This window comes from Duganella dendranthematis (assembly GCF_012849375.1).
Classification (GTDB): Bacteria; Pseudomonadota; Gammaproteobacteria; order Burkholderiales; family Burkholderiaceae_D; genus Rugamonas; species Rugamonas dendranthematis.
Genome location: NZ_CP051684.1, coordinates 4,945,575 through 4,965,313 on the forward strand (window position 1 = coordinate 4,945,575; position 19,739 = coordinate 4,965,313).

Annotated in this window: 12 protein-coding genes; 5 read left to right on the forward strand and 7 right to left on the reverse strand. The window is 65.5% G+C overall.

Annotated elements, in window-relative coordinates:
* Positions 1-26: 26 nt before the first annotated feature.
* On the reverse strand, positions 27-4,556 hold the full coding sequence (locus HH213_RS22780) for a DEAD/DEAH box helicase (protein WP_229263113.1): 4,530 nt from the start codon (positions 4,554-4,556) through the stop codon (positions 27-29).
* Between the two features lie 154 nt (positions 4,557-4,710).
* Here HH213_RS22780 and HH213_RS22785 point away from each other — a divergent pair, with 154 nt between their 5' ends.
* Positions 4,711-8,388 carry an ATP-binding protein gene (locus HH213_RS22785; RefSeq protein ID WP_217363458.1) on the forward strand — a complete coding sequence of 1,226 codons (3,678 nt, stop codon included), beginning with the start codon at positions 4,711-4,713 and terminating at the stop codon, positions 8,386-8,388.
* Here HH213_RS22785 and HH213_RS22790 read toward each other — a convergent pair.
* Entirely contained in the window at positions 8,385-9,347 is a 963-nt protein-coding gene (locus HH213_RS22790) for a GlxA family transcriptional regulator (RefSeq protein WP_169113748.1), read from the reverse strand. The genes HH213_RS22785 and HH213_RS22790 overlap by 4 nt on opposite strands.
* On the reverse strand, positions 9,344-10,318 hold the full coding sequence (locus HH213_RS22795; protein ID WP_169113749.1) for an SLAC1 family transporter: 975 nt from the start codon (positions 10,316-10,318) through the stop codon (positions 9,344-9,346). The genes HH213_RS22790 and HH213_RS22795 overlap by 4 nt, the downstream gene beginning before the upstream one ends.
* A gap of 216 nt (positions 10,319-10,534) precedes the next feature.
* Between HH213_RS22795 and HH213_RS22800 the strand changes: the two genes are divergently transcribed.
* On the forward strand, positions 10,535-11,629 hold the full coding sequence (locus tag HH213_RS22800) for an alkene reductase (protein WP_169113750.1): 1,095 nt from the start codon (positions 10,535-10,537) through the stop codon (positions 11,627-11,629).
* Positions 11,630-11,631: 2 nt separating this feature from the next.
* Positions 11,632-12,516 (forward strand): LysR family transcriptional regulator, encoded by an 885-nt coding sequence (locus HH213_RS22805; RefSeq protein ID WP_169113751.1) that lies wholly within the window; start codon positions 11,632-11,634, stop codon positions 12,514-12,516.
* Here the strand turns inward: HH213_RS22805 and HH213_RS22810 are convergent.
* From HH213_RS22810 to HH213_RS22820, 3 genes are read right to left on the reverse strand one after another with little or no spacing between them, the layout of a single operon-like run.
* Positions 12,505-14,733 (reverse strand): xanthine dehydrogenase family protein molybdopterin-binding subunit, encoded by a 2,229-nt coding sequence (locus HH213_RS22810; protein ID WP_169113752.1) that lies wholly within the window; start codon positions 14,731-14,733, stop codon positions 12,505-12,507. The genes HH213_RS22805 and HH213_RS22810 overlap by 12 nt on opposite strands.
* Positions 14,730-15,191 carry a (2Fe-2S)-binding protein gene (locus HH213_RS22815; RefSeq protein WP_110848261.1) on the reverse strand — a complete coding sequence of 154 codons (462 nt, stop codon included), beginning with the start codon at positions 15,189-15,191 and terminating at the stop codon, positions 14,730-14,732. The genes HH213_RS22810 and HH213_RS22815 overlap by 4 nt, the downstream gene beginning before the upstream one ends.
* Positions 15,188-16,456, reverse strand: coding sequence for a c-type cytochrome (locus tag HH213_RS22820; protein WP_169113753.1), 1,269 nt, complete (start codon positions 16,454-16,456; stop codon positions 15,188-15,190). Before HH213_RS22820 ends, HH213_RS22815 begins: the two co-directional genes overlap by 4 nt.
* 165 nt (positions 16,457-16,621) lie before the next feature.
* Between HH213_RS22820 and HH213_RS30575 the strand changes: the two genes are divergently transcribed.
* Positions 16,622-18,214: a methyl-accepting chemotaxis protein gene (locus HH213_RS30575; protein ID WP_169113754.1), complete on the forward strand. Its 1,593-nt coding sequence runs from the start codon at positions 16,622-16,624 to the stop codon at positions 18,212-18,214.
* Between the two features lie 9 nt (positions 18,215-18,223).
* Here the strand turns inward: HH213_RS30575 and HH213_RS22830 are convergent, their stop codons facing one another.
* Positions 18,224-18,958 carry a substrate-binding periplasmic protein gene (locus HH213_RS22830; RefSeq protein WP_169113755.1) on the reverse strand — a complete coding sequence of 245 codons (735 nt, stop codon included), beginning with the start codon at positions 18,956-18,958 and terminating at the stop codon, positions 18,224-18,226.
* Positions 18,959-19,065: 107 nt separating this feature from the next.
* Between HH213_RS22830 and HH213_RS22835 the strand changes: the two genes are divergently transcribed.
* Entirely contained in the window at positions 19,066-19,695 is a 630-nt protein-coding gene (locus tag HH213_RS22835; RefSeq protein ID WP_308494505.1) for a TetR/AcrR family transcriptional regulator, read from the forward strand.
* The last annotated feature ends 44 nt before the right edge of the window (positions 19,696-19,739 follow it).

Consider the following 19,739-nt stretch of genomic DNA (forward strand, 5'->3'; position numbering starts at 1 on the left):
GCTTATGTGCGGTACGCCACAATAGGCTAAATGCTGGCGTGTTTGCCGACCAGCCAGGCGTGCAGCAATTCGCGGTCCGACGTGTCTGGCGCGTAGTGGAATTTGCCTGCGACCTGGGTGGCAATGGGGGCGCCGTCACGGAACAGCAGGCGGTTGCCGGCCAGCGCCGGGACTTTGTCGCCGGGCAGCAGGGTGCCGCACAAGTTGAGCGGGTCGACGGCGGAGATGCAGACGTAGCTGCCGTCATGCGGCCGGCGGCGCATTTCGCGCAGCAGGGGAATGGCTTCCGGCAGGGCGAATTGTTCGCCTGAGAGGCCGGCCACGAAGCGGCCGCCACGGATTTCGCCGCGTGCTTCCAGGCGGTGGTAGATGGGCAGCAGTTCGCGCCAGCTAGGCATCCAGCCAGCTTCGCGCTCCAGTAGACGCCAGAACATCACGCCGTAGCGGCGCAGCAGCGTCATGGCGATGTGTTCCAGCGTGTCCGGATCGGTGCGCGGCTTGCGGCCAGGTGGCGCGGGACGTGCGGCCGGCAGCGCGATTGCGTGCGGGGCCGTGGCCAGCGGCGTCTGCGCGCTGGGGGCGGTGGCTGTCAGGGAGGGGATGCTGTCTTCATCGCTGCTGGCGGTGGGGATAGCGGTTTCAATCGCCCGCACCGTGATGGTCAGGTTGTCGCCACGACGGACCAGCGCCCAGCGGCCGGCTTCCTCCATTGTCGGTCCGGCGCCACGGCGGCGGCGCTTGTCGTTGCTGGCGCGCTTGTTGGCCGGCACCAGCATGGCGCGCAGGCCGGCGTAGCTGTCGGCGTTGACCAGGCCTGTGGCGACCAGTTCGCCCAGCGTGTTCTCCAGTTCCACCGGCAGCAAGCGGGCGTCGTGCGACAGTTCATCGAAGAACATTGCGCCGTCGCGCCGCAGCGCCTCCAGCACGCGCGCGGCGCGGGGCGATACTTCCACCTGATCCGACACGGCGGGCAGCGCATGCCACAGCGCCAGTTGACGGCGCGGCAGCAGCACCAACGGCGTATTGCGCACCGGCCCGCCGACAGCGCTGGACGGCGCGCCGACCCGCGTCCAGACGATTTTGCCGGCGCGGCACAAGTCGTCCAGCCACAGCGAGGAGTAGTCCTGCACGCGTAGGGCCAGCAGATCGCTTTCCCAGGCGCCGGCGGCGGCTTCGTAGCCTTCCAGTTGCGCCAGCGCTTGCGGCAGTGCGTCCGGGCCCTTGAGTTGCGCATCTGGCGTCAGGTGCTGCCACTCGAACAGGAAGCGCATGAAGTCTTGGCGTTCCACCGGCTCGATCTCGCGCCGCAGGCGTTTGATGGTGTAGCGGTGGATGCGGGCCAGCAGGTGGCGCTCGCACCATTCCTCGACGGCGGCGCCGGGCGTGAAGCGGCCTCGCATCACGTAGCCTTCGGTTTCCAGTTGCGTCAGCGCGATGGTTACCGTGGACGCGGTAAGGCCGAGCGGTGCGGCAATCGCGGCCACGGTCTGCGGCCCGGTGCCGCCCAGCCGCGCGCGCAGAATCTCCACCAGCGCAGCATCGCGCGTCCATTCTTCTGCCGCAGCCAGCGCCCCGATGCGCAAGGCAAGCCCATCCCCAGCGGTCTGCGCATCGCCAGCGACCAGCGTCCCGGCGGCGAGGCGCGCGGTCAGTAGCGGCGTGGCGTCGGCTGCCGGATAGGCTGCGCTCAGGCAGGGCAGCCGCTCCAGCGCGACCCACAGATCGGCGCCGCTGGCGGCGTCGCGTAGGCGCGTGGCGCGGCCGGTGGCGGCGAGGCCTTCCAGCCATGCAGGCCAGCCTTCCGCGCGCGTCGCCTCGTCATGCGTGACGCAAGCCAGCGACATCAGCGCTTCGTGCATCTCATCGTTATTGCGCACCGACGGCCAGGCTTCCTCCGCCACCGCTGCAATCGCGCCAGAATCCAGCGCACCCAGATCATCGGTGGATGCCGGATCGGTCCAGCGCCGGTTGATCACCGCCTGCGCGCGCCGCTCTTCCAACGGCGCATCGTCCAGGAACGCATACGGCCGCGCATTCAGAATCTCCATCGCCAGCGGCGACGGCGCCGGCAGATCGCGTGACAGCAGCCGCACCTCGCCAGCCTCCATGCGTCGCAACAGCGCCAGCCAGCCTTCGCTGTCCATCGCCTCGTGCAGGCAGTCGTCCAGCGTCTGGTCCACCAGCGGATGGCTGGGCAGCTCGCGCTCGCCGACAATATTCTCCAGGCACGCCGCCTGATCGGGAAACACCGCCGCCAGCAAATCGTCGCTCTTCATGCGCATCAGTTGCGGCGCCACTTTGCGGCCACCGGCAAAGCGCGGCAAGGCCAGCGACGTGGTCGCGTTCCAGCGCCACCGCACATTGAACAGTGGCGCGTCCAGCAAAGCCTGAATCAGAATATGCTCCGCCGTGGTGGACCGCAGATAGCGCCACACCTCATCCAGCGGAAAGCTATGACTCTCCGACAGCGACAGCACAATCGCGTCCTCGGTGGCCGCAGCCTGCAATTCAAAGTTAAAGGTGCGGCAGAAGCGCTTGCGCAGCGCCAGTCCCCAGGCGCGGTTGACGCGGCTCCCGTACGGCGCATGCACCACCAGCTGCATGCCGCCCGATTCGTCAAAGAAGCGCTCCATCACCAGCGTATCGCGGGTGGGCAGGGCGCCCAGCGTGGCGCGCGACCGCGCCATGTAATCGGCGATCTGGCGCGCAGCATCGTCGCGCAGTCCCAGATGCTCGGCCAGCCAGTCAACCACGCGTTCCAGCGCGGCATCGCCATCGCTGTCACCATCGCCGGCCAGTAAGCGGTCAATCTCGCCGCGCAAGCGCGCCACGCCGATTGACAGCTCGTCGGTGCGGCCAGGCGCTTCCCCCAGCCAGAACGGGATATTCGGCGCCGCGCCATGCGCATCCTCCACCCGAACCTTGCCGGCTTCAATGCGCTGGATGCGGTAGGACGTATTCCCAAGCTGGAAAACATCGCCGGCCAGGCTCTCGACCGCAAAATCTTCGTGCACCGTGCCGATGTTCTGGCCCTGCGGTTCCAGCATCACCGTGTAATCGGCGTTGTCCGGAATGGTCCCGCCGGACATCACTGCCGTCATCTTGCCGCCGCGCCGTCCGCGCATCGTGCCGCTCACCGTGTCGCGGTGCAGATAGGAGCCGCGCACGCCTTGGCGGCTGGTGTAGCCGTCGGTGAGCATGTGCAGCACATCGTCATAATGCTGGCGGTCCAGTTGCGCATACGGCGATGCTTGCCGCAGCAGGGCAAACAGCTCATCCTCGCGCCACTCGCGACAGGCCACTTCCGCCACGATCTGTTGCGCCAGCACGTCCAGCGGCGCCGGCGGAATGCGCAACGCGTCCAGCTCATTGCGGCGCACGCAGTCCAGCAGCGCCGTGCATTCAATCAGATCGTCGCGTGAGGTCGGGAATAGCCGGCCCTTGGGCAGGCCGCCCACATGGTGGCCCGATCGGCCCACGCGTTGCAGGAAGGAGGCGATGCTGCGCGGCGAACCAATCTGGCACACCAGATCCACATCGCCGATGTCGATGCCCAGCTCCAGCGACGCGGTGGCGATCAGCACCTGCAATTCGCCGCGCTTGAGGCGCTGCTCGGCATCGAGCCGGTATTCCTTGGCCAGGCTGCCGTGGTGCGCCGCCACGTGTTCTGCGCCGAGACGGTCGGCCAGGTGGCGCGCCATGCGCTCGGCCATGCGCCGGGTGTTGACGAAGACCAGCGTGGTGCGATGCATGACGGTCAGTTCGGCCAGCCGGTCGTAGACGCGTTCCCACACGTCGTTTGCCATCACCGCTTCCAGCGGCACCGGCGGCAGTTCCAGGTTGAGGTCACGCGCGCGCACATGGCCCACGTCTACCACCGCGCACGGCCGCCCGGCGCCGGCCAGGAAGTGGGCCACCGCCGATATCGGCTTCTGCGTAGCCGACAGGCCGACCCGCACCGGCGGCTGCGCGCACAGCGCAGCGAGCCGCTCCAGGCTGAGCGACAGGTGGCTGCCACGCTTGCTGCCGGCGACCGCGTGAATCTCGTCGACGATCACCGTGCGCACGCCAGCCAGCATGGCGCGGCCGCTGTCGGAGCCCAGCAGCACGTAGAGCGACTCCGGCGTCGACACCAGGATGTGCGGGGCGCGCCGGCGCATGGCGTTGCGTTCGGTCTGGGTGGTGTCGCCGGTGCGTACGGCGGTGCGGATGCCGTGCGGCGGCAAATTCAAGGCCTCCAGTTCGCGGCCGATGCCTTCCAGTGGCGCCAGCAGGTTGACCCGGATGTCGTTCGACAGCGCCTTGAGCGGCGACACGTACAGTACCCGCGTCTCATCCGGCAGCGGCGCGTTACGGCTCTCCCGCACCAGCGCGTCGATGGCGGCCAGGAACGCGGTCAGGGTTTTGCCGGAACCGGTCGGCGCGGCGATCAGCGTGGTGCGGCCGGCCTGGATGTGCGGCCAGGCCTGGCGCTGCGCCTCGGTGGCGTCGGGGAAGGCCGCGTCGAACCACGCCGAGACGGCAGGGTGGAAGTGATACGCGTGGGCGGCGGGCATGGCTTCTGTCATGAGGGGATGATGGGGGCGCTGGCGCCAAAGTCAATGTTGCGCTGTACGCTGTATCTCAGCAGTGACATGGTAAACTTGAAAATATTGTAAATGATGAATGGCTGTTACTCCCATGTCTACGCGCGCACCCGAAGGCATCCCCATGTTTCTCAACGCTCCAGGTGAACTGGGCGCGCGTTTCTGGGCACACGATTGGGAGCAAACGCCGCTGGGACCCATCAGCGCCTGGCCGCATAGCCTTAAGACGGTGATTAACCTGATGCTCAATTCTCCGCAGCCGATGTGGCTAGGCTGGGGCGAGCAGATGACGTTTTTATACAACGACGCCTACATCGATGTGCTCAGCATGACCAAGCATCCCTGGGCGCTGGGGCGGCCGACGCAAGAAGTGTGGGCCGAAATCTGGGATATCTGTGGCCCGCTGGCCGACCGCGTGTTCTCGCAAGGCGCATCGACCATGGCCGATGACGTGCGGCTGTTCATGCGGCGCGGCGACTTCCTGGAAGAGACCTTCTACGCCTTTTCCTATAGCCCGGTGCGCGATGAAACGGGCGCTGTGGCAGGGCTGTTCTGCGCCAACCTGGACGTGACTAGCCGCCATTTGAACGTGCGGCGCATGCACATGCTGTCGGACCTGAACGCCCGCACGCTGCAGGAAAAGACGGTGCACGGTGTCTGTGCCATCGCGCTGGCCACCATCGCCGATAACCCGGACGACGTGCCGTTTGCGCAGTTGTACCTGGCCGGCGACGCCGGCCCGGCGCAGCTGCTGCATGCCACGCATGCGGATATCGACGGCGCGCGCGCGGTGTTTGCGGTGGATTCCGTGATCGCCGAAGGGGTGCCGCGCCTGGTGTCGCTAGACCCGCGCGCGCTGCCGGCCGGACTGCCGCTTGGACTGGCGCAGCAGCCGCTGCGCGAAGTGCTGGTGCTGCCGCTGCCGGGCAGCGTGGCGGAGCAGTCGGCCGGCGCGCTGGTGCTGGGCGTGAGCTCCGCGCGCCGGCTGGATGCGGACTACCGCGGTTTCCTGGAGCTGATCGCCACCCAGGCCGGCAACGCGATCCGCCACGCGCGCGCGGCCGAGGATGAGCGGCTGCGGGCCGATAAACTGGCGGAGCTGGATCAGGCCAAGACGCAGTTCTTCAGCAATGTCAGTCACGAATTCCGCACCCCCTTGACGTTGTTGCTGGGTCCTGCCAATGACGCGCTGGAGGACGTCGACGCGCCGCTCGCGCCAGTGCAGCGCGACCGCATGGTGCTCATGCAGCGCAATGCGCAAAGGCTGCAAAAGCTGGTCAACACATTGCTGGAGTTCTCGCGCGTGCAGGCTGGCCGCGCCCAGGCGCGGTTTGCGGCGGTCGACCTGGTGGCGCTGACCAGCGACTTGGCCAGCAGCTTCCGTTCCGCCATCGAAGGCGCCGACATGCGGCTGGCGGTCGATTGCCAGCCGCTGGTGGCGCAGGTGTATGTCGATCCGGCCATGTGGGAAAAGATTGTCCTGAACCTGCTGTCGAACGCCTTCAAGTTCACGTTTGACGGCGAGATCCGCGTGCGCCAGTACATTGCCGGCGACCGGTTGCGGCTGGAGGTGGCCGATACCGGGACCGGCATCCCGCGCGAACAGTTGCCGCACTTGTTCGAGCGCTTCCACCGCGTGGAAGGCGCGCGATCGCGTACGCACGAAGGTTCCGGCATCGGCCTGGCGCTGGTGCACGACCTGGTGGCGCTGCACGGCGGGCAGCTCGATGTCGACAGTGAACCGGGACGCGGCAGTATCTTCACCGTGACGATTCCGCTGGGCTGCGCGCATCTGCCGGCGGGGCAGGTGGATGCGGCGCCGTCGCCATCGGCTTCGCTGTCGGTAGCGGCGGACGCCTATGTGGCGGAAGCGGAGGGCTGGGTACAGCAGCACGCGGCGCCGGCCGCCGTCGAAGCGACGCATGGTCGTCTGCTGGTGGTGGACGACAATGCCGACATGCGCGACTATCTGCAGCGCCTGCTGCAGGCGCAGTGGCAGGTGGAGGTCTGCAACAACGGCATGGAAGCGCTGGCGGTCATCGAGCGCGATCCGCCGGACCTGATCTTGTCCGACGTGATGATGCCGCAGCTGGACGGCTTTGGCTTGCTGGCGGCGTTGCGCGCGCACCCGGCCACGCGCGATATTCCGTTCATGCTGCTGTCGGCGCGCGCCGGTGAAGAGGCGCGGCTGGAAGGCTTGCAGGCGGGCGCGGACGATTACCTGGTCAAGCCGTTTTCCGCGCGCGAACTGTCGGCGCGCATTGAGGTGTTGCGTCTGCGCCAGCGCATGCGCGTGGTGGAAGGCGCGGCGGCGCGGCGCTTGCAAAGCGTGTTCAGTCAGGCGCCGGTGGCGATCTGCATTCTCAATGGGCCGACGCACGTATTTGAGCAGGCGAACGATTACTATCAGCGGCTGGTCGGCCCGCGTCCACTGCTTGGACTGACGATACGGCAGGCGTTCCCCGAACTGGCGTCGCAAGGCATTTATGAACTGCTCGATGGCGTGCTGGCCAGCGGCCAGCCGTATGTAGGGCGCTCGGTGCAGCTGAATATGCGACGCGCACCGGAGCAGGAACCGAGCGAATGCTGGTTCGACTTTGTCTATCAGCCGTTGCTGGATGACGATGGCACGCCATATGGCGTAGCCGTGGTGGCGTTCGAGGTGACCGAACTGGCGACCGCCAAGCGCGCGGCGGAATCGGCCAACCGCGCCAAGGATGAATTCCTTGCCATGCTGGGCCACGAGCTGCGTAATCCGCTGGCGCCGATCGTCACCGCGCTGCAGCTGATGCGCATGCGCGGCAGCGACTTCGCCATCAAGGAACGTGCTGTGATCGAGCGCCAGACTAACCATCTGGTGTCGCTGGTGGACGACTTGCTGGACGTGTCGCGCGTGGCGGAAGGGAAGATCCAGTTAAGCCGGCAGGTGCTGGAAGTGGGTGATGTGATCGGGCGCGCGATCGAAACCGCCAGCCCTTTGATTGAGCAAAAGCGCCATGTGCTGACGCTGGACGTGCCATCGTCCGGGCTGGCGGTGCAGGCCGACCCGGTGCGGTTTGCACAGGTGCTGGCCAATCTGTTGACCAATGCGGCCAAGTACACGGAAGCGGGTGGCCGGCTGACAGTGTGCGCGCGGCGGGACGGCGGGCAGGTGATAGTCCAGGTGGGAGATAATGGCATCGGCATTGCCCCGGATATGATCGACTCCGTATTCGAGCGCTTTACGCAGGCGCGCCAGGCCCTGAGCCGTTCGCAGGGCGGCCTTGGGCTCGGGCTGGCGATTGCGCGCAGCATGATGGCGCTCCATGGCGGCAGCGTGACGGCCAGCAGCGATGGCGTTGGCCGTGGCAGCACCTTCACGGTGCGCATGCCGGCGCGGCAAGGACTCGAGCAGCCGACGGCGGCGCAGGAAACGATCGCCGCATGCGGAGCGGGCGGGCTGTCGATCCTGGTGGTCGACGACAACGAGGATGCCGCGCGGGCGCTGGGCGAAGGGCTGGAGCTGATGGGACATACCGTCAAGGTGGTGTTCAGTGCGCCGGAGGCGTTGGCGTTGGCGCCGCAGTTCCAGCCGCAGGTTGGCTTGCTCGATATCGGCCTGCCGGGCATGGATGGCTATGAGCTGGCCGTGCGCTTGCGCGAGCAGCCTGGCGCTGGGTCATTACGGTTGTTCGCCGTGACTGGCTACGGCCAGGATGCGGATCGACAACGGGCGCGGGAGGCCGGCTTTGAACATCACCTGACCAAGCCATTGGAATTGACCCGGCTGGACGCGCTGCTGCAAAGCGCGCGCGTGGTCTAGCCGCCGACGCGGAAACTGTCGCGGTACTGGTTGGGCGTCACGCCGAAGCGCTGCGCGAAAACCAGTCGCATGCGCGCCGGGCTGCCAAAGCCACAGCGGTAGGCGATGGTTTTCAGGGCCAGTTCGCTGCCCTCAAGCAGATTGCGCGCCGCATCCACGCGGGCGCGCTGGACGAATTCCGCCGGCGTGACGCCCATCTCCTTCACGAACTGCCGCGCGAAGCTGCGCGTGCTCATGCCGGCGACGGCCGACAACTGTTCCACCGACAGCGGCTGCGCCAGATTGTCCATGACATGGCGCTGGATGATGGTGGCCAGTGCGTCGGGCGTGGATGCCTCCGACAGGTAAGGACTGAATTGCGATTGCCCGCCCTGGCGCTGCGCCAGCACCAGCAGGCGCTTGGCTGCCGCCAGTGCGACCGCCTGACCGTGATCCTCTGCCACCAGCGCCAGTGCCAGGTCGATGCCGGCGGTGACGCCGGCCGACGTTACCAGGCGGCCGTCGCGCACGTGGATGCGGTCATGTTCCACTTGCGCCAGCGGGAACTCCACAGCCAGGCTGGAGGCGTCGCTCCAGTGGGTGGTGGCGCGCTTGCCGTCCAACAGGCCGGCGCGGCCCAGCAGATAGGCGCCGGTGCAGATGGAACCGTAGCGTGGCACCGTCTGCGCCACTTCGCGCAGCCAGGCTGAGAGCTGCGGATTGTCCGCCTGCTGCGCCAGCTGCGGGCCGCCCGCCACCAGCACAATGTCGTAATCCGTTCCCGCCGCATCCAGCGTCAGGTCATAGCCCAACTGCTGGCCGTTGGAAGCGCGAACCGGCGACGGCGTGGTGCCGATGGTGATCAGGCGGTAGTGCTGCTGCGGCGGCAGGAAGGCATTGGCTTCGGCGAAAACGTCCATCGGGCCGGAGACGTCCAGCGACTGCACGCCGGGGAACAGCACGAGCGCCAGGGTTTTCAAGATGCCCGCCCCGCTGCCGGCAGCGGCGCGGCCGGGAAGTAGCTGCCGCGCGCCAGCAATCGCAACGAGCCCCAGGCCACATACAGCACCAGCATCAGCGTGGCGGCGAAGACGACGCCGGCGACTGCTTGCAGCAGCATGCTGCCTTGATGTCCCGCCATCAGCATCAGGCCTTGACCCAGCGTGGCGAGGCCGAAGGTGTAAGCCCAGTAACCCGGCGCGAAGTCCTGCTGTGCCAACCATGGCATGGCCAGCGCCAGACCTGCAAACACGAACAGCGCATAGCCGGCCAGTGCGTAGCTGATAGCGGGATTGACGCTGGCGCCGCTCAGTATCTGGTAGGCGACCAACGCAACCACCGGCGGCGCGCTGTAGATGCCCATGAAGTTGCGGGTCTTGTCGGACAGGCCGCCGGTCATCAGCTGGTGGGTGATGGTGGAATCGAGTATCAGCCACGAGATGCCGCCGGCGCCGAACAGCATCCAGCCGTAGTCGGTGTAGCCGAAGATGCCGGCGGCAAGGGCGTTCACCAATACGCTGGCAGTGTAGGGCAGATACAGCGGCGGGACGATCTGCGCGGCGTCGCGCTGGCTGCTCCAGTGCGCGGCCATGCGCCATGCGCCGTAAGCGAGGTTGGCGGCGGAGCCGATCCAGAACAGTGGCTTGGCGCCCGACGGCGCGTACGGTTGCAGCGCCAGCGCCACCAGAATAAGCGATTCCGGTATCAGCGCCAGAAAGGACGATTGCACCGGGTCGCGCGTTTCGGCGATGGCGGCGGAGCGATGCGCCAGCCATTTGTGCGCGTACAGCGCGCCAAATATCAGGAAGGACAGCACGGCCAGCGCTTGTAGCAGTTCGCCGGCGAGCGGCGGCAGGGCCCACAAATTGTGGGCAAAGCGCCAGGCGTTGCCGGTTTCAGCGAGCCCCAATGTAAGGGCGAAGAATGATGCAGGTAGCAGTTTGGTTTTCATGATGTTGGTGGCAGTAAGTGATCGATGTGTCGATTTTAGGCGCTACTGCCAACGGCATAAATCAGTCAGATGGATCGAATCCTGCCAATGTAGCACCGAATCCGGTCTGTGCTGACTTTTGCGCTTTGCGCAAAGGTGTTGATGAACCACGCTGTCTTATCACCGCGCGGCGCGGGCGGTACAGTCGCTCATCTACCACTCACCCGGAGCATTACCATGAACCAGCTGCTGCAATCGATCCAGATCGGCGACGTCACCTTCAACAACCGCATCGCCATGGCGCCCATCACCCGTGCCCGTGCCGGCGAAGACGGCGTGCCGGTCGCGCTCAACGCCGAATACTATGCGCAGCGCGCCACGGCGGGCCTGATCATCACCGAGGCCACCAACGTGTCGCCCAATTCGGCCGCGTTCGAACTGGCGCCGGCCATCTACAACGATGCGCAGCTAGCCGGCTGGCGCCGCGTGACCGAGCAGGTACATGCGGCTGGCGGCAAGATGTTTATGCAGCTGTGGCATAGCGGCCGCGTAAGCGCGTATTCACTGCTGAAAGGCGCCGAGCCACTGTCGCCGTCGGGCTATAACGACGACCTGGGACTGTTGCAGGTGTACGGCGCGCTGCGTAACGGCTACTACACCCGCATCTACGCCTCGCCGTCGCGCGCCATGACCAACGAAGAAGTGTATGCGGCCGTGGAGGAATTCCGCGTCGGCGCCGAAAACGCCAAACGCGCCGGTCTGGATGGCGTGGAGATCCACGCGGCCAACGGCTACTTGCCGCAGCAATTCCTGTCGCCGCTGGTCAATCGCCGCACCGACGAATTTGGCGGCAGCGTGGCAAACCGCGCGCGCTTCCTGCGGCTGGTGATCGAGGCCGTGTTGACGGTATTTCCGAAACAGCGCATTGGCGTGCGCATTTCGCCTTATGCCGCCTATAACAACGCCACCGATACGGACGTCGCCGAAACCTACGGCTACGTGGCGCGCATGCTGAATGAGTACGGCATCGGCTACATTCACGGCGCCGACACCAACGCCTGGGGCGGCGTGGCGGATATGCCGAAGATCCTCGATATCATCCGTAGCAACTATAGCGGTGTGTTAATCGCCAACGCTGGCCTGACGCCGGAAGACGCGCAGCAGCTGGTGGAGCAGGGCAAGGCGGATATGGTGGCGTTTGGCCGTCAATACGTGTCCAATCCCGACCTGGTGGCGCGGATCGCCGCTGGTGGGCCGTATAACCAGCCGGACCCGTTCTCGTTCTACGGCGGCACTGAGCGCGGTTACACCGACTATCCGACGCTGGGCTGATCATGGACCGATGGCAGGCGATGGAAACGCTGGTCCACGTGGTGGAGGCGGGGTCGTTTTCGGGCGCCGCCCGCCGCCTGGATGTGGGTCAGCCCAGTGTCTCCAAGGTGGTAGCGCAGCTGGAGGCCGATCTCGGCGTGCAGCTGCTGCTGCGCTCCAACCGCGGACTGACGCCGACCGAGTCGGGGCTGGCCTATTATCGCGGCGCGCGACGCGCACTGGACGCCGCCGCCGAGGCGGACAACAGCGCGCGTGGCGCCAGCGCCGGCATGGATGGCAAACTGGTGGTGACGGCGCCGGTGACGTTCGCGCGGCTGCACGTCATGCCGCATATACAGCGCTTCCTAGACGAGCATCCGCAAATGTCGCTGGATGTGGTGCTGGACGACCGCAATATCGACTTGCTGGAAGGCGGCATCGATGTGGCGCTGCGTCTCGGCGCCTTGAGCGATTCCGCCATGACGGCGCGCCGCATCAGCCGCAGTCCGCGCGCGGTGCTGGCGACGCCGGCCTATCTCGAACGGCATGGCACGCCGCTTCATCCTGCCGATCTGGCGCGGCATCAGGCAGTGGTGTATCACCGCGCCGGTGGTGGCGTGACCTGTATGTTCCAGTGCGGCGAGATGCAGGAGACGGTGACGCTCGACGGCCGCCTGCGGGTGTCGGCGGCGGAGGGCGTGCGCGCGGCAGTGCTGGCCGATATGGGCATCGCCATCACATCGGAATGGATGTTCGGACCGGAACTGGCCAGCGGCCAGGTGCAGCGCGTGCTGCCCGGATGGACGCTGCCAGCCATGGACCTGTGGGCGGTGTTCCCGGCCGGCCGCAAGGCCAGCGCCAAGGCGCGGGCATTTGCGGCCTTCGTTGAAGAGCTATTAACTCCGTAACTGCGGCCCGGCCAGCGGCAAGTCGAACCAGCGCTTGCCGGTGGCGTCGGCCAGCGCATTGCCCAGCGCTCCCGCCATCGGCGCCTGCGCCGCTTCGGCCACGCCGAGCAGCGGCGCACCGGGACGGTCGATCAGGATCACATCGACCTTGTCCGGCACATTCGAATAACGCATGATCGGATAGCTGGCCCAGTCCACGCTGGTGATGCCTTCCTGCGTGAATTGCAGCTGTTCGTATAGCGTCCAGCTGGACGATTGCAGGATGCCGCCTTCAATCTGGTTGCGAATGCCGTCCGGATTGACGCCCTGGCCGCAATCCACTGCCGCCGTCACGCGCATGATGTGCACCGCACCGGTGCTGCGCTCGACGCGAACCTCCACCGCCAGCGCCACATACGCCATGATGTTCTTATACTGGCCGAAGGCAAAGCCGAAGCCATGGTCGCGACGGCGCTGGCGTTGGTTCCAGCCAAACTGCTTGGCGGCGCGTTCGATGACGTCGCGCGCTCGTGCATCATCCAGGTGGCGCAGACGGAATTCCACCGGATCGGAATGGGCCGCCGCCGCCAGTTCATCCATCATGCCTTCAATCGCGAAGATGTTGATATGCGCGCCCAGTGAACGCATGGCGGAGCTGCGCAGTGGCGTCACTGGCAGGAAGTGGTTGATGATCTTCGTCTGCGGCAGCGTGTACAGTGGAATGGCGTTGCGGTCGCCGCCACCTTCCGGCATCGGCATCGGTTGCGAGGGACTCGGGATAAAGGCCTTGGCCAGCAGTTGCGCCGGTATCAGCTTACCGGCGTTGCCGGGACGTTCGTTGTGCGAGCCGCTCCATAATTCGTACTGCCAGTCGCAGATCTTGCCGCTGGCGTCCAGTGATGCCGCCAGCTGTGTGCTCATGGCCGGCGCGTAGGGTTCCCACTGGTTTTCCTGGTCTCGCATCAGCTGCACCCGCACCGGGCGGCCGGGCATGACGCGCGCCAGCAGGGCGGCATCGGCTGCCACGTCGTCGGCGCCGTTCTGGCCATAGCAGCCGGCGCTTTCGGTATGTATACAGCGCACATCGTCCATCTTCAGCGACAGCATCTCCGCCAGCGCGGCGCGCAGCGGGTAGACGCCTTGCGTGTGGGTCCACACCGTCATGGCGCCTTGCTCCAGCAGCGCCACCGAACACGATGGGCCGATCGAGCCATGCAGCACGTACTGCTTGGTGTAGCGGCGTTTCAGCGTCAGTACCGGTTTGATGCCTGCGCCACGTCTGTCATCGATCACAATATCCTGCGACGGCAGCGCGCGCAGCGTGGCGTGGATGTTGGCCGGCGACGGCAGCGCCGGTCCGCGTTGCCATTTGGCGCTGGCCGACAGCGCCAGCATGGCTTGTATCGCCTGCCATTCGCCGCCGGCGATCACGGCCAGGTAGTTGCCATCCACATGGACTTTCAGCACACCCGGCATGCGCGCCACGCCGACGGTATCCGCCGACAGCAGCTTGGCGCCATAGGCCGGGGGACGCACCACGCGCGCGTGCACCATGCCAGGGGGACGCATGTCCTGCACATAAGCGGCGCCGCCGGTCAGCTTGGCGGGAATGTCCACGCGCGGCAGCGAATGGCCGATCAGCGTGTAGTCATTGACATTCTTCAGCGGCGATTTGACTTGCGCCGCGCGATGCAGGTCGACGCCGCGCACCGCTTCGCCGTAATGCATGGTGCGGCCGTCCGGTGCAGTCACCTTGCCGTTGCTGGTCTTGAGCGTTTCCGGAGTGAGCTTGAACTGGGCAGCCGCACCTTGCACCACCAGCGCGCGCACTTGCGCGGCGGCGTTCAGTAGGGCCGTGCCGCTGTCCGCCATGGTGTGGCTGCCGGCGGTGAAGCCTTCGTTCGGCGTCAGGCTGGTGTCGGCGGTGACGAAGTTGACGTCGGCAGGCGCTACGTCCAGCTGTTCGGCCGCCACTTGCAGCAGCGCGGTGCGCACGCCGGTGCCCAGTTCCACCTTGCCGGTGAAGACGGTGACCTTGCCATCCGGCGCGATCTTGATCCAGGCGTCCAGCATCGGCGTACGTTGCAGGCTGCCCGCCAGGTCTTTATTGGCGATCGGCGGTACGCCCATGCCGTTGAATTCCGCCAGTGCGCGCCGTGGCAGCATGGTGAAACCTAGCACCAGCGCACCGGCGCTGAGGATGGTGCGGCGGCGCAGATCGATGATGTCGTCGCTCATGCTTTCGCTCCCTGTGCGACGTCCTTGATGGCGGCGATGATGCGCATGTGGGTGCCGCAGCGGCAAAGATTAGGCTCCATGTGTGCGCGGATCTGCGCTTCGGTCGGATGCGGATTCTGTTCCAGCAGCGCTTGCGCGCGCATCACCATGCCGGCGATGCAATAGCCGCACTGCGCCGCCTGGTGCTTGATGAACGACGCTTGCAGCTTGCCCGGCTTTTCGGCAGTGCCGAGGCCTTCGATAGTGCGCACCTGGCGGCCTTCGCACGCGGTCACCGGCGTCAGGCAGCTGAATACCGGCTGGCCGTCCAGCATGACGGTGCAGGCGCCACACTGTCCCATGCCGCAGCCGAATTTGGCGCCGTTCAGTTCCAGCTGGTTGCGCAGCGCGTACAGCAGTGGCGTCGAGGGATCGATGTCCAGTGTATGGCGGACGCCATTCACAATCAGAGTGCTCATTGTTGGTTCTCCTTGCGGATCTTGGTGGCGCGCTGCTCAACGTCGGACCATGCGGGCCGCTTGCCGATGTCGGCGCGGACGTAGGCGGCGATGCTGGCGATCTGCGTGTCGGTCAGTACGGCGGAAAACGGCGGCATGAAGGTGGTCGGCTCCGGATGTGCCCACGGCACGCCATTCAGCACGATCTGTATCAGGTTGTCCGGCTTGTCGCCGGTGACGGCGCTGCTCAGAGCCAGCGATGGCCGGCCGCCGGCCGCCATCATCGGCGCCGCCGTGCCATGACAGCTGGCGCAGGCGCCGGCGAACAGGATGGCGCCTTGCTGGACGCGGGCTGCGTCAGTGCTGGTGCTGGCGGCGGCCGGAGCAGGGTTGGTTGCCGGCTTTTGCAGCGACATGATGTAGGTGGCGATGGCGTTGGTATCCGCCTCCGGCACTTGCGACAGGCTATGCGCGACTGGGCCCATGGGGCCGGCGGCAGCGCCGTGTTCCGGCGACCAGCCATGGCGCAGATAGTGGGCCAGCTGGTCGCGGTTCCATGGCTTGGGCGTTTGCAGCAGCGCGGTCAGCGCCGGCGCATCCCAGCCGTCGATATTGCCGCCGCTGAAGGCGGGGCTGCGTTCGCCGCCGATCGGGTCCAGCGTGCTATGGCAGGAAGCGCAGTGGCCGGCGCCGTCCACCAGGTAGCGGCCACGGTTCCATTCCTGGCTTTGGGTCGGATCATCCTGCAGCGGACCAGGACGCAGGTACAGCAGGTTCCAGCCGGCCAGCATGGGGCGGAAGCGGAGTGGCAGCAGCAGGTCGTTGTCCGGCGCGCGGGACACCACCGGCGTGCGCGTCATCAGATAGGCGTAGGCATCGCTGATGTCGGCACTGGACATGCGCGTGTAGTGAATGTAAGGGAAGGCAGGGTAGAGCAGATGGCCGTCGCGTGCCACGCCATGCCGCAGCGCGCGCGTGAATGCGGCCAGCGACCAGTTGCCGATGCCCGTCGCCGTATCCGGCGTGATGTTGGTGGTGTAGATGGTGCCGAACGGCGTGCGCAAAGGCAGGCTGCCGGCATAAGGCGCGCCGCCGGCGGCCGTGTGGCAGACCATGCAATCGCCCTGGGCGACGACGCGCGCGCCGCGCGCGATGCTGTCACTGGTGAAATCGTTCGGTGATGGTGGCTGGATGGGCGCGATGGCCGGTTGGATCATCCATGCCGCCGCCGCTGCGCTGCCGGCGACCAGCACGCCGGCGATCCAGATCCAGGTTTTTGTTTTCATTGGAGTTCCCTTTTTGGTCCATGGTGCTACTTTGCCATCGGCGGCGCGGCTTGGTAACTCACCATATGGCATGGTGACTATTCCGAAACTGCATGGCTGGCTGGATTGTAATTAATCGAACGATCAATTAAAGTCGGCTGCCTGACTATCCCGACGGAGAACCCCATGCCTACGCTGACCTTTAAACAGAAACTGTGGCTGCCAGTGATTTGCGCCCTGTTATGCCTGACCGCTGTTGCGGTAGTCGACGCGCTGCAATTGCGCACCACGCGCTTTGAGGAACGTCAGCAGGCGCTGACGGATATGAATGACGCCGCGCTGAATATCGTGCGGCGTTATGCGGCGGAAGCCAGCAGCGGTAAGACCGACCTGGCCGGTGCCCAGCGGCGCGCGATGACAACGCTGGACAGCATACGTTACGCCGGCGATAGCTATGTGTCGCTGATTAGCGCGGACGGCACGATTTTGCAAAATCCCGGCAATCCCGCCTCCAACGGCAAGAACATGCTGGACTTCCGCGATGCCGACGGCGTGTATATCTTCCGCGAGTTTGCGCGCATCGCCGGCACGGCGGAGGGCAGCGGCTTTGTGCATTTCCTGTGGCAGCGGCCTGGCAAGCAGCAAGCCACGCCCAAGCTGGCGCGCGTCAGCAGCTACAAGCCGTGGGGCTGGGTATTCCTGACTGGTGTGTATACCGACGATATCGAGGCGGATTTTCATCGCTCGCTGATGATTTCGGCGCTTGGTCTGGTGGCTGCGGGCACGGTGCTGTTGCTGGTGTCCGGGGCGGTCAACCGCAGTTTGAGCCGGGCGCTGGGCGGCGCGCCGGAGTATGCGGTAGCAGTGGCCAACCGCATCGCCACCAATGACCTGAGCAAGCCTGTGGTGCTGAGCGCCGGCGACGACAGTAGCCTGCTGCACGCGATGCACACCATGCAGTACAACCTGGTCGGCACCATCGGCGAGATACGCGGCAGCGCCGAGACCATCGCCACGGCATCCAGCCAGATCGCGGTCGGCAACCTGGATTTGTCGAACCGCACCGAGACCCAGGCCAGTTCGCTGGAGGAGACGGCGGCGTCGATGGAGCAACTGACCGCCGCCGTGCGGCAGAATGCGGAGAACGCGCACCAGGCCAATGAACTGGTGCAGACCACGGCGCAGGTGGCGCAGCAGGGCGGGCAGGTGATCGGTCGCGTAATACAGACCATGGGCGATATCAATAACGCCTCCAGTCGCGTGGTGGATATCATCGGTGTGATTGACGGTATCGCTTTCCAGACCAATATCCTGGCGCTGAACGCGGCAGTGGAGGCGGCGCGCGCCGGCGATCAGGGGCGCGGCTTTGCAGTAGTGGCGACCGAGGTGCGCAACCTGGCGCAGCGCAGTGCGGCAGCAGCGCGCGAGGTGAAACAGCTGATTGATAACTCGGTGGCCAGCATCGCTGCCGGTCAAACCCTGGTGGAACAAGCCGGCAGCACCATGGCGCAGGTGGTGAGCAGCGTGTCGCGCGTGACGCAGATTATGGCAGCCATTAGCGATGCATCGCGTGAGCAGAGCACCGGCATCGGTCATGTCAATCAGGCGATTACGGAAATGGACGCTGTGACGCAGCAGAATGCGGCGCTGGTGGAGCAGGCCGCAGCGGCGGCGGGCAGCATGCAGGAGCAGGCCAGCTATCTGACCGGCTGCGTTGGCGTATTCCGTCTGGCGCAAGGCGGCGCGGACTTGCGCCGGCCGCTCTTGGCGTTGAACTGACCGGGAATTTCAATCGGTGGTTTGCCGGTATTGCGCAAGCAATGCCGGCATTTGTTTTTGGCGTTGCAGCTGTTGGCAGGCTTGTTGCAGGCGTGCCCCCAGCGCCGGTGTGAGGACGGAAGGCGCGACATATAACGACAGCGCTGCTTGACCAACCACCAGCGGCGCGCCAAAGTCGGATGGCTTCAGGCCCAGGTGGCGGATGGCGTAGTCCATGGTGGAGCGCGCGCCGGCCATGGCTTCCAGCCGGCCCTGGCGCAGCATGCGCAGGCCTTGTTCGTAGCTGTTGGTTGGATAGCGGACCAGGCATGGGTGCTGGTGCAGCGCGCCTTTGAAACTGGCGCTGCGCAGCAGGCCGACCCTGCGTCCGCACAGCGCGTCGGTATTGTCGTAGACGACGCCACGGCGGCCGATGATGATGATATCTTCCACGCCGACTGGCGCCAGTGGCGGCAGCAAGCCTGTTTGCTGGCCGGCGTCAATCGCCAGCATCAGGTCTGCGCTACCGCCGGCCAGCATGGCGACGGCGCGCGCGTAGGGAACGGCGCGGGTGACGATGGGCAGGCCGCTCAGCGACGACAACTGCTGCGCCAGATCTACCGCCACGCCTTCCAGTTGGCCGTCGGCGTTGCGTCCGGCCCATGGCATCAAGTCGACTACCACCATGGTCAGGGGCGTCGCAGCAGTGAGTGGAAGTGCGGCCAGCAGCGGCGTGCAGAGAAAATAACGGCGGGTGCGGTTCATCAACGTCCCCTGAAGTAGAGAATTCAGTATAAATGATCGACTGATAAATTAAAAGATAATATACTCGGCCTATGACATCCAGCACACAAAAGAAAACCGCGGCTAAAGTGATTAAACGCCTGTCGCCGGAAGAGCGCGAGCAGCAGATCGTTTCCAAGGCCATCAGCTATTTCGCCACCCATGGATTCTCGGCCAGCACGCGCGAGCTGGCGAAGGAAATCGGCATCACACAGCCGCTGTTGTACCGTTACTTCCCCAGTAAGGAGGCGCTGGTGGACCGCGTGTTCCAGGTGATTTACCTGTCGCGCTGGAATCCGGAGTGGGATGGACTGCTGCGCGATCGCAGCATGCCGTTGTCTCGCCGGTTGCAGGTGTTCTATAAACAGTATGCCGCCATGATCCTGCAAAGTGACTGGATCCGCATCTTCATTTTTGCAGGGCTGACGCGCCAGGGCATCAACGATCGCTATCTGGCCGGCCTGCGCGAACGCGTGTTCGACGTGGTGCTGCAAGAGCTGCGCTTTGAAACCGGCGTGACCGATCCCACGCCGCAGCAGTACGACGATGAGATTGAGTTCATCTGGGGCCTGCATGCGGCGATTTTCTACATCGGCGTGCGTAAATGGGTGTATGGCCTGTCGGTGCCGCAAGACCTGGACCGCCTGGTCAGCCAAAAGGTAGAGGTTTTTTTATCCAGCGCGCCCAAGGCCTTGAGGAGCTTGCGGAGAGCAACCTAAACCTTGGTATGAGTTTGCATACGAAGGTGCAATTTCCATAAATC

Bases quoted from the DNA above. Each gene is read 5' to 3' on its own strand.
- HH213_RS22780 (WP_229263113.1), bottom strand. From the start codon at position 4,556: ATGCCCGCCGCCCACGCGTATCACTTCCACCCTGCCGTCTCGGCGTGG.
- HH213_RS22785 (WP_217363458.1), top strand. From the start codon at position 4,711: ATGTTTCTCAACGCTCCAGGTGAACTGGGCGCGCGTTTCTGGGCACAC.
- HH213_RS22795 (WP_169113749.1), bottom strand. From the start codon at position 10,318: ATGAAAACCAAACTGCTACCTGCATCATTCTTCGCCCTTACATTGGGG.
- HH213_RS22800 (WP_169113750.1), top strand. From the start codon at position 10,535: ATGAACCAGCTGCTGCAATCGATCCAGATCGGCGACGTCACCTTCAAC.
- HH213_RS22805 (WP_169113751.1), top strand. From the start codon at position 11,632: ATGGACCGATGGCAGGCGATGGAAACGCTGGTCCACGTGGTGGAGGCG.
- HH213_RS22810 (WP_169113752.1), bottom strand. From the start codon at position 14,733: ATGAGCGACGACATCATCGATCTGCGCCGCCGCACCATCCTCAGCGCC.
- HH213_RS22815 (WP_110848261.1), bottom strand. From the start codon at position 15,191: ATGAGCACTCTGATTGTGAATGGCGTCCGCCATACACTGGACATCGAT.
- HH213_RS22820 (WP_169113753.1), bottom strand. From the start codon at position 16,456: ATGAAAACAAAAACCTGGATCTGGATCGCCGGCGTGCTGGTCGCCGGC.
- HH213_RS30575 (WP_169113754.1), top strand. From the start codon at position 16,622: ATGCCTACGCTGACCTTTAAACAGAAACTGTGGCTGCCAGTGATTTGC.
- HH213_RS22830 (WP_169113755.1), bottom strand. From the start codon at position 18,958: ATGAACCGCACCCGCCGTTATTTTCTCTGCACGCCGCTGCTGGCCGCA.